Genomic DNA, 13,258 nt, shown 5'->3' with positions numbered 1-13,258 from the left:
CGCGTGGAGTTGACGATCGGGGAGGACGACACGGCGCGCATCGCGGTCGTCGACGTCGACACCGAACCGATCGCGCTGCCCACCCGTCCGGTGCGTCGCGGCAAGGCGGAACCCCCGGCGCCGGAATACGACCCGCAGGCGGTGTCGCCACCCGCCGACGACGAGGTGTACGACTACCTCGGCCCGCAGATGCGCTGGATTCAGCCGCTACTGATCTCCGCTTTTCTGCTCGTCGCCTGGTCGATGATCCTGTTCACGACCGGCCACCCGCTGTTGTGGCCCGTGTGGATCGTCCTGGCCGCGAATGTGATCGGGAACACGCTGTCCACGCTCACCGGCACCTACCGACGCCGCGTCACCTGGCGGTCGCACCAGGAGAAGATCACCGAGTGGCAGAACCACAACGGCTGGCACCCGAGCGTCGACGTCTTCCTGCCGACGTGCGGTGAGAGCCTCGACATCCTGCGCAACACCTACCGGCACGTCCACGCGCTGAGCTGGTCGAGCCCGCTGACCGTGTTCGTGCTCGACGACGCGGACCGCGACGAGGTGCGTGCGCTGGCCGCCGACCACGGCTTTCGCTATGTCGTGCGTCCCGACCGCGGGCACCTGCGGAAGGCCGGCAACCTGCGGCACGCGTGCACCATCAGCGCCGGCGAACTGATCGTCATCTTCGACGCCGACTTCTGCCCCCGCCCCGACTTCCTACGTCACCTCGTGCCCTACCTCGACGACCCGCAGGTCGCGATCGCGCAGAGCCCGCAGTGCTTCGACACGACCGAGGCGATGCACTGGATTCAGCGCACCGCGGGCGCCACCCAGGAGTTCTTCTACCGCTGGGTGCTGCCGTCGCGTGATCGGATCGGCGCGGCCAACTGCGTCGGCACGTCGGCGGTGTACCGGCGTAGCGCGCTCGAGCAGGTCGGCGGGTTCGCCCCCATCGAGCACTCCGAGGATCTGCACACCGGCCGCCACCTGCAGCAGGCCGGCTACGAGATCCGGTACGTACCGGTGGTGTTGTCGCGGGGGTTGTGCCCGTCGGACCTCGCCGGCTTCCTCAATCAGCAGTACCGCTGGTGTCAGGGGTCGTTGTCGCGGCTGCGCAACGACCACATCGAGTCGCCGCGACGAATGCGCCTGCGGCAGTGGTTCGCCCACTGGGCGGGCATCTTCTACTACCTGACCACCGCGATGAACGTCTTCCTGCTGTTCCCGCCCGGCATCATCATGGCCGCCTTCTACCCCGACGACGTGCGGCCCGAACAACTCGTCCCATTCCTGTTCGGCCTGTGGGTGTACGTGGTGCTGTTCCCGCTGGTGTCGCGCACCCGGTGGCGGTTCGAGGTGCTGCGGGTGCAGATCGCCTACAGCTACGCCCACACGATCGCCATCTGGCACAAGGTGATCGGACGGGAGCTCGACTGGGTGCCCACCGGCGCGATCGGCAAGAGCAACTCGCTGGCGCGGTCCATCTCGTGGCTCGGTGCCGTCACCCTCGGTGGCTCCCTGGTCGCCTTCTGGGCGTTCATCATCCGCGACGTGGTGGTGTACGGGCTCGACGACTTCTGGATGATGGTCGGCTTCGTCCTCGCCTACACCTACCTGACCGCACCCCTGCTGCTCGAGTTCATCCGCGTCCTCCGGCCCTCCCACCCCCCGCTCCCTGAGGAGGTCCGGAGCGCTAGCCGTCACCACTCGGTCCCTGAGGAGCGAGGCGCTAGCCGAGCGTCACGAAGGGCCGCCGCCAACAACGCGCACCCCCAACAAACCCCCTACCGCCCGACCTCCACCAACTGGAACCGCATCACCATCTGGGAGGTCATCGGCTACACATCCGCGATCGTATTCATCGCGGCACTGGCCCTGGGCCTCTTCGACATCATGGTGCCCTGGGCGGGCGCGTGACGACCCTCTCCCACGATGCGCCGACCGAACCGATTCGCACTCCGGCGGCCAAGGTCTTCTTCGACGACATCGCCGGGCTGCGCGGCATCGCGGTCCTGTTGGTGGTGCTGTTCCACGCGCATGTCCCGTTCGTCACCGGCGGTTTCGTCGGCGTCGACATCTTCTTCGTCATCTCCGGGTTCCTGATCACCCGCCTGTTGATCCGCGAGTACGAGACCACCGGGTCGTTGTCGTTCAAGGGGTTCTACGCACGACGGGCGCGGCGCATCATCCCGGCGGCGGCGCTGGTGATCGTGGTGTCGATCATCGGTGCCGCGTTGACGATGCCGCTGCTCAAGGTGTTCAAGCAGGCCATCGATCTGCTCGCTGCCGCAGCACAATTGGCGAACTGGCAATTCCTGTCGCAGGACGCCGACTATCTCGCCGGCGCCATCGACGGCAGTCTCGCGACGCACTTCTGGTCGTTGTCGATCGAGGAACAGCTGTACTTCGTGTGGCCGCTGGCGGTGTTCGCCGCCGCGGCGGTGGCGTCGCGAACGGCGTTGCGCCGCTATGTGTCCATGCGGATGGCCGTGGGTCTGGTGGTCGGCGCGATCACCGTCGCCTCGCTGGTGGTGGCGATCCGGCTGACCCCGACCGACCCGGCCGCCGCCTACATGGCCACCTACAGCCGTGCCTGGCAGTTCGGTGTCGGTGGGCTGATCGCCGTGGCCGCACCGTTGTTCGCGTTGCGGTGGAAGTCGCCGCGGCTCGCGGCGGTGGTCGCCATTCTGATCGGCTGGCTCGGCTTCGCGGGCATCGTCGTCGCCGTGCTGACGATCGACTCCACCACCCCTTATCCCGGCACCGCGGCACTGCTGCCGACGATGGGTGCCGCGCTGGTGATTGCGTCCGGGCAGTTGCGCCCCCCGGTCCCTGAGGAGCCTCGCGAGGAACGAGCGAGGCGTCACGAAGGGCCCGCCATCTCCACCCTCCTCTCCACACCCCCGCTCACCTTCCTCGGCCGCGTCTCCTACGCCTGGTATCTGTGGCATTGGCCGGCGATCGTCCTGTTCGAAACCGTCACCGGCGCAACATCCTGGCCCGCGCTGCTCCTCGTATCCGTGGTGGCCCTGGGCATCGCGACCGTGTCGACGCTGTACTTCGAAGAGCCGATCATCAACAACCGCGAGCTGCGACGTAACGCCTCTGCGTCGATCTCGGTGGGCGTGACCGGTGTGGTGGTGGGCCTTGCCGTGACGATGACGGCCGGCGTGGTCGCCGTGCAGATCGCCAGCCGCGACACCGTCGCCAACGCCGCGCTCAGCTATCAGTCGGTGTTCGGTTCGGAGAGCACCGAGCCCGCGGGTCCGGTGGTGCCCAATCCCTTTCAGGCCTACGACGACCGTCCCGAACCGCACGAATGTCTGATCCCGGTCGGCGAGCAGGCAGCCGGTCACGACTGCACCTTCGGGCCCGACAACGGTGTGCCGGTGGTGCTGTTCGGCGACAGCCACGCCGACCAGTGGTCGGAAGCGATCCGCAGCATCGGCAGCACGCACGGCTGGCAGATTCACCAGTTCACCAAGGCCGCCTGCCCGGCGCAGAATCTGCGGCCTCGGCCGGGGGTGGCCGACCCGTACACCACCTCCGAGTGCACGCAGTGGCGGGCGGATGCGTTGCAGGACATCACATCTCTGTCGCCAAAGATCGTCTTCGTGTCGTCGCTGTCGACGTATGTGCCGGAGCGGGCCGCGGTCGACACCGCCTGGGACGACACCCTCACCACGCTGCGCGCCACCGGCGCCCAGATCGTCTACATCGCCGACACCCCGTACCCCGGATTCCAGATCGCCGACTGCATGTCCGGCGCGTTGGACAACTGGCACCAGTGCGACTTCCCGCTCGACGGCTTCACCCGCATCGAGCCCATCCTGGATCAGCAGGCGGCGGGGGAGAGCACCGACATCATCACCATCGGCGTGAATGATCTGCTGTGCGACGACAATCTGTGCTTCCCGGCGCGTAACAAGATCCTCTTCTACCGCGACGACTCGCACCTCACCGCGACGGCGGCCGAGGTGCTCGAGCCCGCGCTGGTACGGCAGCTCGACGAGGCGCGGTTCGACTACACCGGACGGTGACGTCCCGCCGGCGCCTACGTCGGCTGCTGCATCTTCTCCAGCTGCTCGAGCAGTGCGAACGACAGGAACGTCATCGGGCCGTGATCCTGGAACTGGTTGCTGACGTTGCCGGCGATCCCGCCCTCGATCGACAGCGTGCTCTGCAGGTCGAGCTTGAGTTGCGGTGAGCCCTCGGCGAAGTCGAGATCGGCCAGGTCGGTCCAGACGATGTTCGGTCGGGTCGTGGATTCGAACACGTACCGCTTGTTCGTCAGGTCGGTGACGGTCTGCCAGATGGTCTGCGAGGCATCGGGTTTCCCGGCATCGGGCAGCCGGAACGGCTGTGCGGCGTTGCGGATGACGCTGAACATGCTGGCGACCGCCTCCGACTGGGTGGCCGGTTGCGGCAGCCGCCGCGAATAGTAGGCCGCGCGCGCGAAGCGGTGCTCGGCCTCGGTGTCACCGGGGAGCGGCTGGTCGCCGCCGAGTCCTTCCCACCGGGTGAGCAGCTGAATCTGCTGATCGTAGGTGGGGGAGTTGGTCATCACGTGGTAGTCGCGGCTGTGGTACACCTGCGGTTCGCCGCCGACGTACTCGATGATCGCGGAGTCGCCGCCGGCGTCGTCGAGCGCAAGGTGGATGGTCGGCGGGTTGCCGCCGGTGGGATCGGGCATCTGCACCACCCGGACGTCGGTCTCCACGATCCAGTCCACCGCTTCGGCGACCGTGGCGAAGTTGTCGAGGAAGTACTGCAACCACACGGCCTGGCTCAATGCCGGGCGGCTGTCATCGGGCGTGCCGTAGTCCGACTCGGCGAGCCACAGGACATGTCCGGCGAGGCCCGCCTCGTTGATGCCGTCGACCGAGATGATGTCGAACGCCGCCGCGATGACGCTGCCGTACTTGGACGTCCAGCTCAGCTTGCCCTTCACACCGTCGTCGCGGGTGATGCCACGAGGCTGCGTCCACAGGTTGGTCATCAGATCCTTGTGGAAGTCCATGTTGCGGCCGACCAGTACGGCGCCGTCGGCGTCGGGCCAGATCACTCGGGTGCACATTGCTCGATCACCACTTCTTCGCGTGTCAGCTGTCGCTGTTCGGGTTACGCCACGGGGATTGGCCCGGGCCACGCGGAACTCTATTGCTGATCCTGTACGAGGTCTGGCCGGCGGCGACTAGTTGGCACGGATTCGTCGCTGAGCTGACGCACGATCGGCTCCGGCCGCCCACGACGGGGACGGACCAGCGGGTCCCGCCCGATGCGGCGCACCAGCGTGCGCTTCTTTCGCTGCCGTCGGCGCGGGCGAACCCCGCCGGCCGGCGGCGTGGTCGGCCGAGCCGGTGACGGTGTCTCCGGCGGGCGCGGCGCTTCACTGATCGACCCTCCGCGCAGGTAGTGCTCGAAGAGTTCGCCGACCTCGTGGATGCGGTTCACCCGCGGCGGTGGTGGCGGACCACTCACCGGATTCAGTGACCACCCCGCGCGACCCGCGTCCGGACCTTCCCGGATGATGCGTGTCGTCCATTGCCCGGGCTTGGGCCCGACCATGCGGTTGTGTCGAGGGCACGCCGGCGCGGTCTCGTCGATGTTGGTGCGACCGCCCTTTGCCCAGTCCTTCTCCGCATGGTGGATCTCCGCATGCGCGATCGGTTGCGAACAACCGGGCGTGGAACACCCACTGCCGCCGGGCTGCGCGAAGAGCGCCAGCCGCTGCGCACGACTGGCGAGTCGCTTGGAAGTTCCCAGGTAAAGCGGTTGTGCCGTATGGTCTTTGAAGACCGCCAGATGCCACTGCGCCTCGGCGGCGATCTCGAGCACGTCCTTGATCGGCAGGTGCGAACCCGTCGCGGTGGTGCCGACGCCCGCGCGCTTGCGGAGCTCGGACTCGTCGATCTTCACCACCAGGTGCGGCGGCAGACCGCGGTGGCTCTTGCCGAGTGCGCCGCCGTCGAGGACCGCCTTCAACATCGCCTCGAACGCGTCGTGGCGGCATTGCGCGGGCGTTCGCCTGTCGCGCTTCGCAGCTTCCTTCAGTTTCTCGATGTCGGCGTCGGATTCGACTCCGCTGGGCGAGTTCTCGTCGTCGGGGTTGTTCATGCCCGGTGCGGCCCACGCCGCGAACAGCACTTCGAGCATCGCTCGGGCCTTGGGGCTGAGGACGGCATCGAGTTCACTCATCGACTGCGAGTCCTGATTGCCGAGGCTCATCTGTCGGCGTTTCTTGCGGTCGGCGTCGTCGACGAGTGACCCGTCGGGGTCGATGCGCTCGAGGAGGTGGACGCCCGCGGCAGTGAGTTGTTTCGGGGTGAGCGTGCGCGCGAAGTCGGCCATCAACGCCTCGGCCGCATCCTGGACGTCGGCGGGGACGGATGACGGGATCTTGCGGATCGTCTCGATGACGACGTCGACATGCGCCGGGGCGGCATCACCATCGGCGATCGCATCGGCGAGATGCGCATAACGCGGTTCCATGAGTTCGCCTTGCAGCGAATACATCTCGGCCACGAAGCGCATGTGTGTCATGCGGCGACGCGCATCGGGTATCCGCAGCCGATGCAACATCAGATCGAGCAGTCCGCGATACCCGAGCTCGCCGACCAGGCCACGATCCGACACGTCCAGAACGCGGCGATGTCCGATGCCGCTCATCCTCCGGTAGGCGCGCTCGTGTTCTTCGGCGACCTTCATGATGGCGTCGGCAGACGTCGGTGTGGTGTCGACTGCACGGATCTGATCGAGGACGGCATGCAGCTGCTGATACAGCGCTTCCACCTCGGTGACGTGCTCTTCACTCACCTGGGCATTGTCCGACATCCTGCTGCACCCCCCGATTGCAGTCCGAACGTATGTTCGAGAGTAACCCATGTCCGGAATGTCCGCAAGGGGCAATTCTCGGGAGTGCGAAATGTCCGCCGGAAAACCCCTTGCGTCGAGGAACGCGGAGGTACTAGCGTCGCTCACGCGCTGACAACTGGTCAGCAGACGACCCTTGGAGTGATGAGCCGATGACCGTGCCGACGAGCACCGCTGTGCGCGGTGCACGGTCCATCCTCATTCACCGGGCCTCGATCTGATCCATTCACGGATCCGAGGCCCATCACAACAAGGGTCTCTACATTGTCTTCTGAACATTCTTTGACGCTCGCCGACTACGGCTGGGACGAGCAGCGCGACAACGACTTCGCGGAACACGCAGCACAGGGCCTCGTCCCCGGGCGGGTCGTCCGGGCCGAACGAGGCCAGTGCGACGTCGTCACCGCAGCTGGCCTCATCCGGGCCACCGTGCCGCCCGATTCGACCGGAGATCAGCACGTGCTGTGCACAGGCGACTGGGCGGCACTGCAACCGCCCACCGCGCAGTCCGCGGCGACCATCACGGCAATCCTCGATCGACGAAGCGCCGTCACCCGCGCCCGGGTGTCGGGCACCTCCGTCGGGCAGTTGCTGGCCGCCAACGTCGACATCGTGGCGATCGTCGTCTCCCTCGCCGACCCGCTCAAACAATCTCGCATCGAACGGCTTCTCGCCCTCGCGTGGGAGAGCGGCGGCATGCCGCTGGTGATCCTGACCAAGGCAGACCAGTGTCCCGATGCCCATCAGAAGGCGACCGAGGTCGCCGACATCGCGCCGGGCGTCAACGTGCTGGTCACCAGCGCCACGACGGGCGAGGGCATCGACGATGTCCGGGCCGCGATCACGGGCACCGTCGTCCTGCTCGGCCGGTCGGGTGCGGGGAAGTCCAGTCTCGGCAATTGCCTGCTCGGCTCGGATCTGTTGGCGATCAACACTGTTCGCGACACGGACGGCAAGGGTCGCCACACCACCGCGTGGCGCGAGCTGGTGCCGCTACCGGGCGGTGGCGTCCTGCTGGATACTCCCGGGTTGCGTGGCGTGGGACTGCACGATGTCGACGACGGTCTCGATCAGACCTTCGCCGAGATCACCGATCTGGCAGAGCACTGCCGCTTCACCGACTGCGCGCACCAGACCGAACCGGGCTGTGCCGTGCTGGCCGCGATCGAGGACGGCGACCTGCCTCGTCGACGGCTCGACAGTTATCACCGGCTGCAGCGGGAGAACGCCCATGCGGCGGCCCGCACCGACGCCCGACTGCGTGCCGAGGCGAAGCGGTCGGCGAAGGAGATGGGTCGACTGCGTAAGTCGATCAATCGGTCCCATCCGCGCAAGATGTGACGCCGACGCTGATCAATCCTCGATCAACGTCGGATCGGTACTGAGTTCCACGGTCGCCCACAGCTGGTAGTCGGACGATTCCAGCCGGTCGACGACGAAGCGCCGGACCCGGTCCTCGTCCTCCACCCGCCAAACACCGGGTTGCACAAGGAAGTCGACTTCCACGTACAGGCGCCGGCCGAGGCGGGTGGCGCGCACGATCGGGTCCGGCAGGTCGTATTCGGATGCGGCCGCGGCGGCTGCCGCTTCGATGGTCGCGCGGAGTTCGGCGGGAGGGGCCGCCTCCATCAGCTCGCGCAGCCCCTGTCGCAGCAGGGAGATGGCCATGGGCGCGATCGCTGCGGACGCGATCAGGACGAGGACCGGATCGACGTAGGCAGCTGCCGATTCGGCCTCGGAGCGGCGCATGACGACGGCGACGACACCGCCGACAGCCACCATGAGACTCAACAGTGCGCCGGCCCGCCAGCTCACCAGTTCGGCCTGCGCCAGCTGCGATTCACGTGCCGGGCGGGGCCGCGGAGGAAGATCATCACCACCAACGACAACGCCGCCGACACGATTCCGTAGGCGACCACACTGCCGGCGGACGCGCCAGACCCTCCGTTGACGATCACGGCTACGGCGTCGGACGCGCCGTACACAAGCGTCGCCAGCAATGCTGCACCCTGCAGGCACACCGCGAGCGGGGTGGCGCCGTGCCGGCCGAACGGGTAATCGGGTGTCGGGCGCGTCTCCGCGGTGCGCGCGGCCACGAGGGACACCGCCACCAGCACGATCCCGGCGAGCATGTACAGCCCGTCGAACAGGATGACGCTCGAGCCGCTGATGATGCCCCACACCAGTGCGGCCGAGCCGAGTGCGCCGGTGACGGCCAGGCTCAGCAGGAGGGCGCGGCGCTCGTGTGATCGGGGGTCGGCTGCCACGGGTTCCAGGGTATGGCAGTGCCGAGCCACCCGGTCCGTGGTCGGTGGGATGATGGTGGGGTCGGACGTAACGGACACCATGCGAAAAGGAGACGGTTGATGGCTTTGGGTGACGACGCGGTCGTGGTCGCGGTCGACGGTTCGGAGAACGCACTGGTCGCTACTCGGTGGGCCGCCGGGGCCGCGAAACGCGAGAACCTGCCGCTCACGGTGGTGTGCGCATTCGAGAATCCGCCCATCGTCCCGACGCAGGGATTCCTCGACAATTGGCGCGCCGAGAGCCAGCAGGCGGTCGACGACGCTGCGCAGGTGGCGGCCGAGGTCGCTCCCGGCGTCAAGGTCACCGCCCAGGTCGTCGAATCCCGGCCGTCGCTGTTGCTGCAGGAGCTGTCCTCGCGGGCGAAGATGCTGGTCGTCGGCAGCCGGGGCCGTGGTGGGGTCGCCGGCCTGCTGCTCGGGTCGGTGAGCACCTACATCTCCGCGCACGCCGACTGCCCGGTCGTCGTGGTTCCGTCCACGGCACGTGCCGATGCCGCCGGCCCGGTGGTGGTGGGCGTCGACGGTTCGCAGGTCTCGCGGGTGGCGACCGCCGCCGCGTTCCAGCAGGCGCAACTCTTGAAGACGTCGCTGGTCGCGGTCAACGGTTTCGGTGCCATGTCGGGCGAGGTCATCGGCGGACGTCATCTGCCGCCGCAGCAGCAGATCCACGACGACGCGGAGGCGTTGGTGACCGGCCTGGTCGACGAGTTCCGCGCCGACTATCCCGATGTCGACGTGACAACCGTTGTGGAAGCCGAGAATTCGGCCCAGAGCATCGTCAAGTCGGCCGACGACGCGCAGCTCGTGGTCCTCGGCAACCGGGGACGCGGCGGATTCCGTGGCCTGCTCCTCGGTTCGACCACCCAGTCGGTGCTGCATGTGACGAAGTGCCCGGTGATGGTGGTGCACACCCAATAGGGCGCGGTCAGCCGGTTGCGAGGGAGCTGACGCCACGCCGGAACGCCTGCGTGCTGTCCGGCGTGGTGTTGAACCGCCAGTCCCGTTCCTTGTCGGTCTGGAACCACAGGAACGCCTCCAGCCGCGGCTCGGCGTCGACGGCGGCGAAGAAGTCGCGAATCCAGTCCGCCTTCATCTCCGGTGTGGGGCCGTCGGCGCAGCCGACCTCGGTGATCAGCAGCGGCCGGTCGGCATCGAGTTCCCGTAGTCGGGCGAGGCTGGGGGAGAACAGGTCTGCGGCCGGCTGCCAGTGGTGTCCGGGGGTGTCGCCCCAGTTGTAACCGTCGACGGCCAGGTAGTCGACCTGGTCCGTGCCCGGGTACGCGTCACCGAAGTCGGTGGTGGCGACGGTCAGTGCGTTGGGCGCCCACACGAACGACACGTTCTCGACGCCCTCGTCGTCGAAAATGGTCCGCATTTGCGACCACGCATTTCGATAGTCGGCCGCCGAATTGCCGCTGACCCCGATCGACCACGGATACCAGGTGCCGTTCATCTCCTGCGCGAAACGGAGCAGGAGGGGCCGGCCCCAATCGGCGAGCTGCGTTGCCCAGCGACGGAAATCGGCGTTGAAATCGCCGGCCGCGATGCGTGACAACGCATATCGCGGCTGCACGATCCCTCCGTCCGGCCGCCAGGGTTCGAGTGTCAACAGCGGGGTGGCCCCGGCGTCGACGATGGCGTCGAGATCGGTGGTCGGGGCGGAGTCGCCGATCGCAGCGAACCGATGCAGGTACGCCGGCGTCGCGCCGGCGAGCGCGGCCAGCTGGTCGATCGGTGAGGGGGATGTTTCGGAGGCAGGGGTGACGCTGGGGATGTACGCGCCCCACGTGCGCCGCGGCCCAGCGTCCTCGCTGGTCGACGACCCGCAGGCTGCCAGCGGAAGCGCCGCCGCCGCGAGCAGCATCGTGCGCAGCGCCTGCCGACGCGTCCACCCTCGTGGCGACGCCAGGCCGGTCTGCGCAGAACTCATGTGTCCATCTTGTCGACTGGGTGCCACTTTCTGTCGACTGGGCGCCACTTTCCGTCGAGTGGGTGCCGTTTCCCGTCGACTGGGCGCCGTTTCCGGTCCACTGGGCGCCGTTTCCGGTCCACTGGGCGCTACTTTCCGTCGAGTGGGTGCCGTTTCTGGTCGGCTGGGCGCGCCATAGTTCTCGGTGCACCACCGCAAGTTGCGTTCGCCCACCCGATGCGGTCGGATGGGGTGCGACACGGGGTGCCGGCATGGGTCGGCTGAGATCACACCCGTCGAACCTGCTCCGGTTAGCACCGGCGAAGGGATGGTCCGAATGTCTGCTGTGCCCACCTCTGAGCATGTCGTTCTGGTCACCGGCGGAGGCCGCGGCCTCGGCGCGCACATCGTCCTGGCGGCCGCCGCCCAGGGAGCCCGCGTCGTCATCAACTATCGCCGGAGTGGTGATGCCGCACGGGCTTTGGCCGACAAGATCGGTGACAAGGCATTTGTCGTCGGCGCCGACGTCACCGATCGAGATGCGGTGCGCGACATGGTCGCCGCTGCGGGCGAGCATTTCGGCACCCCGGTGACCGCGGTGGTGAACAATGCGCTGCCCGACTACTCCTTCAACGGTGAGGATCGGTCCCACGCCGACGATCTCTCGTGGGATGAGTTGGACGCGCAGCTCACCGGCGTCGTCGGGGGCGCACTCAATGTCATCCAGGCGGCACTACCGGGAATGCGTGCGGCCGGCAGCGGTCGAATCGTCAACATCGGCACCAACCTGGTGCAGAATCCGGTTGTGCCGTATCACGATTACACCGCGGCGAAGGCGGCGCTGCTCGCGTTGACCCGCACGATGTCGCACGATCTCGGCCCCGATGGCATCAAGGTGAACATGGTTTCCGGAGGGCTGTTGCGCACCACCGATGCCAGCGCGGCAACTCCGGGTGCGGTGTTCGACGCCATCGCCGATTCCACGCCACTGCGGTCGGTGACCACGCCCGAAGAGTTCGCCGATGCTGTGTTGTTCTTCCTGTCGCCGTGGTCGCGGGCGGTGACCGGTCAGAACCTCGTCGTCGACGGTGGGCTGGTCAAGAACTGAGTTCCTTCCATCGCAGGACGTCTCCACCGCTGCCGCGGCATGACGTTCCGCGGAACGCCTATCGACGCCTCAAACCGCCGCCCGACGATCCTGCCAATTCGTCGCCTTCAGCCCGTACCGCATCCGGATGACCATCCACCCGACAGTCCCCACGACGAGCGCAATACCCAGCCCGATCAGCGTCCACAGGTTGCTGACGCCGAGCATCTTCAGCCCCGCGGTCACCAGGACAAGGGCGAGTGCGCGACGCACGAGTCCGGCCGACGCCCGCGACGACAGCCGCGCGCCGATGTAGGCACCCGGGATGCTGCCGACCAGCAGCGGCGCCACGACGCTCCAGTCGACGTCACCGAACAGCAGGTGCCCGGCGGCGGCGGCGATGACGAGGGGGACGGCTTGGGCGAGGTCGGTGCCGACCAGCCAGTTGGCCGACAGGAACGGGTACAGCGCCATCAGCGCGATGATCACCAGCGACCCTGAGCCGACCGAGGTGAGTCCGACGACGAGCCCGCCGATCACCCCCACCGCGAGGGTGGGGAGCATGCGCACGGCGATGTCGTTGCCGGTGGCCGGGGGTGGCCCGGCAACCGCGGAGGGGTCGGGCCGCATGTTCTGACGCAAGGTGAGGTAGGCGCGTCCGACGAGACCGGCTGCGGCGATGAGCAATACGACGCCGAGCGCTGTCTTCACGAATTCGCTGACCCCCGCCAGGGGGCCGACCCAGGAGATGACCAGCGCCCCGGAGAACGCTGCCGGCACCGAACCGATGACCAGCCAGAGCACGATCTTCCAGTGCACGGTCCCGTTGCGGGTGTGCACGATGGTCCCGACGGGTTTGGTGGCCGCGCTGACGACGAGGTCGCTCGACACTGCGGTCAGCGGGGGAACGTTGAAGAACAGCACCAGCGTCGGCGTCATGAGTGCGCCGCCGCCCATACCGGTCAGGCCGATGACGATGCCGATCCCGAGAGCGGCGATGGCCATTTCGTAGTTCATCCGGGTGGTACCTCGCTGTCCAATCCGTCCGACCGAGGATAGGCCAGCCTCCGATCGACCCCTCGAAGGAGGTTCGCC

General features: G+C 67.5%; 11 protein-coding genes and 1 riboswitch. Of the genes, 5 read left to right on the top strand and 6 right to left on the bottom strand.

The window, feature by feature from the left end:
* Positions 1–3 precede the first annotated feature (3 nt).
* Both VZC37_RS13590 and VZC37_RS13585 read left to right on the top strand, forming a co-directional pair.
* Complete coding sequence (locus tag VZC37_RS13590) at positions 4–1,905, top strand: glycosyltransferase family 2 protein (protein WP_431309399.1); 1,902 nt, start codon at positions 4–6, stop codon at positions 1,903–1,905.
* Positions 1,902–4,028: an acyltransferase family protein gene (locus VZC37_RS13585; protein ID WP_330433081.1), complete on the top strand. Its 2,127-nt coding sequence runs from the start codon at positions 1,902–1,904 to the stop codon at positions 4,026–4,028. Before VZC37_RS13590 ends, VZC37_RS13585 begins: the two co-directional genes overlap by 4 nt.
* Before the next feature lie 14 nt (positions 4,029–4,042).
* Here the strand turns inward: VZC37_RS13585 and VZC37_RS13580 are convergent, their stop codons facing one another.
* Both VZC37_RS13580 and VZC37_RS13575 read right to left on the bottom strand, forming a co-directional pair.
* The gene (locus VZC37_RS13580; RefSeq protein ID WP_330433080.1) at positions 4,043–5,065 is read right to left on the bottom strand and encodes a linear amide C-N hydrolase; all 1,023 of its coding nucleotides are present in this window, start codon (positions 5,063–5,065) and stop codon (positions 4,043–4,045) included.
* A gap of 80 nt (positions 5,066–5,145) precedes the next feature.
* Positions 5,146–6,804 carry an HNH endonuclease signature motif containing protein gene (locus VZC37_RS13575; RefSeq protein WP_330433079.1) on the bottom strand — a complete coding sequence of 553 codons (1,659 nt, stop codon included), beginning with the start codon at positions 6,802–6,804 and terminating at the stop codon, positions 5,146–5,148.
* Positions 6,805–7,125: 321 nt separating this feature from the next.
* Between VZC37_RS13575 and rsgA the strand changes: the two genes are divergently transcribed.
* Positions 7,126–8,202 carry a ribosome small subunit-dependent GTPase A gene (gene rsgA / locus VZC37_RS13570; protein ID WP_330433078.1) on the top strand — a complete coding sequence of 359 codons (1,077 nt, stop codon included), beginning with the start codon at positions 7,126–7,128 and terminating at the stop codon, positions 8,200–8,202.
* 12 nt (positions 8,203–8,214) lie between these two features.
* On the opposite strand, the gene VZC37_RS13565 is transcribed toward rsgA, so the two are convergent.
* Positions 8,215–8,676, bottom strand: a complete 462-nt coding sequence (locus VZC37_RS13565; protein ID WP_330433077.1) for a hypothetical protein — start codon at positions 8,674–8,676, stop codon at positions 8,215–8,217.
* A complete protein-coding gene (locus VZC37_RS13560; RefSeq protein WP_330433076.1) occupies positions 8,673–9,128 on the bottom strand; it encodes a cation efflux transmembrane domain-containing protein in 456 nt (151 codons plus the stop codon). Before VZC37_RS13560 ends, VZC37_RS13565 begins: the two co-directional genes overlap by 4 nt.
* 99 nt (positions 9,129–9,227) lie before the next feature.
* On the opposite strand from VZC37_RS13560, the gene VZC37_RS13555 reads away from it, so the two are divergent.
* Positions 9,228–10,085 (top strand): universal stress protein, encoded by an 858-nt coding sequence (locus VZC37_RS13555; RefSeq protein ID WP_330433075.1) that lies wholly within the window; start codon positions 9,228–9,230, stop codon positions 10,083–10,085.
* Positions 10,086–10,092: 7 nt separating this feature from the next.
* On the opposite strand, the gene VZC37_RS13550 is transcribed toward VZC37_RS13555, so the two are convergent.
* On the bottom strand, positions 10,093–11,097 hold the full coding sequence (locus tag VZC37_RS13550) for a glycoside hydrolase family 26 protein (protein WP_330433074.1): 1,005 nt from the start codon (positions 11,095–11,097) through the stop codon (positions 10,093–10,095).
* Between the two features lie 229 nt (positions 11,098–11,326).
* Positions 11,327–11,423: riboswitch (TPP riboswitch) on the top strand.
* On the opposite strand from VZC37_RS13550, the gene VZC37_RS13545 reads away from it, so the two are divergent.
* Positions 11,414–12,184, top strand: a complete 771-nt coding sequence (locus VZC37_RS13545) for a 3-oxoacyl-ACP reductase (protein ID WP_431309398.1) — start codon at positions 11,414–11,416, stop codon at positions 12,182–12,184. Its footprint overlaps the riboswitch before it by 10 nt.
* A gap of 69 nt (positions 12,185–12,253) precedes the next feature.
* Here the strand turns inward: VZC37_RS13545 and VZC37_RS13540 are convergent, their stop codons facing one another.
* The gene (locus VZC37_RS13540) at positions 12,254–13,180 is read right to left on the bottom strand and encodes a sulfite exporter TauE/SafE family protein (RefSeq protein ID WP_330433072.1); all 927 of its coding nucleotides are present in this window, start codon (positions 13,178–13,180) and stop codon (positions 12,254–12,256) included.
* Positions 13,181–13,258: the final 78 nt, after the last annotated feature.

It is taken from the genome of Gordonia sesuvii, from assembly GCF_036350415.1.
Lineage (GTDB): Bacteria > Actinomycetota > Actinomycetes > Mycobacteriales > Mycobacteriaceae > Gordonia > Gordonia sesuvii.
The sequence above is the reverse complement of the archived record's forward strand: the minus strand, read 5'-3'. Positions and strand labels throughout refer to the sequence as shown.

Bases quoted from the DNA above. Each gene is read 5' to 3' on its own strand.
- VZC37_RS13580 (WP_330433080.1), bottom strand. From the start codon at position 5,065: ATGTGCACCCGAGTGATCTGGCCCGACGCCGACGGCGCCGTACTGGTC.
- VZC37_RS13555 (WP_330433075.1), top strand. From the start codon at position 9,228: ATGGCTTTGGGTGACGACGCGGTCGTGGTCGCGGTCGACGGTTCGGAG.
- VZC37_RS13550 (WP_330433074.1), bottom strand. From the start codon at position 11,097: ATGAGTTCTGCGCAGACCGGCCTGGCGTCGCCACGAGGGTGGACGCGT.
- VZC37_RS13545 (WP_431309398.1), top strand. From the start codon at position 11,414: ATGTCTGCTGTGCCCACCTCTGAGCATGTCGTTCTGGTCACCGGCGGA.
- VZC37_RS13540 (WP_330433072.1), bottom strand. From the start codon at position 13,180: ATGAACTACGAAATGGCCATCGCCGCTCTCGGGATCGGCATCGTCATC.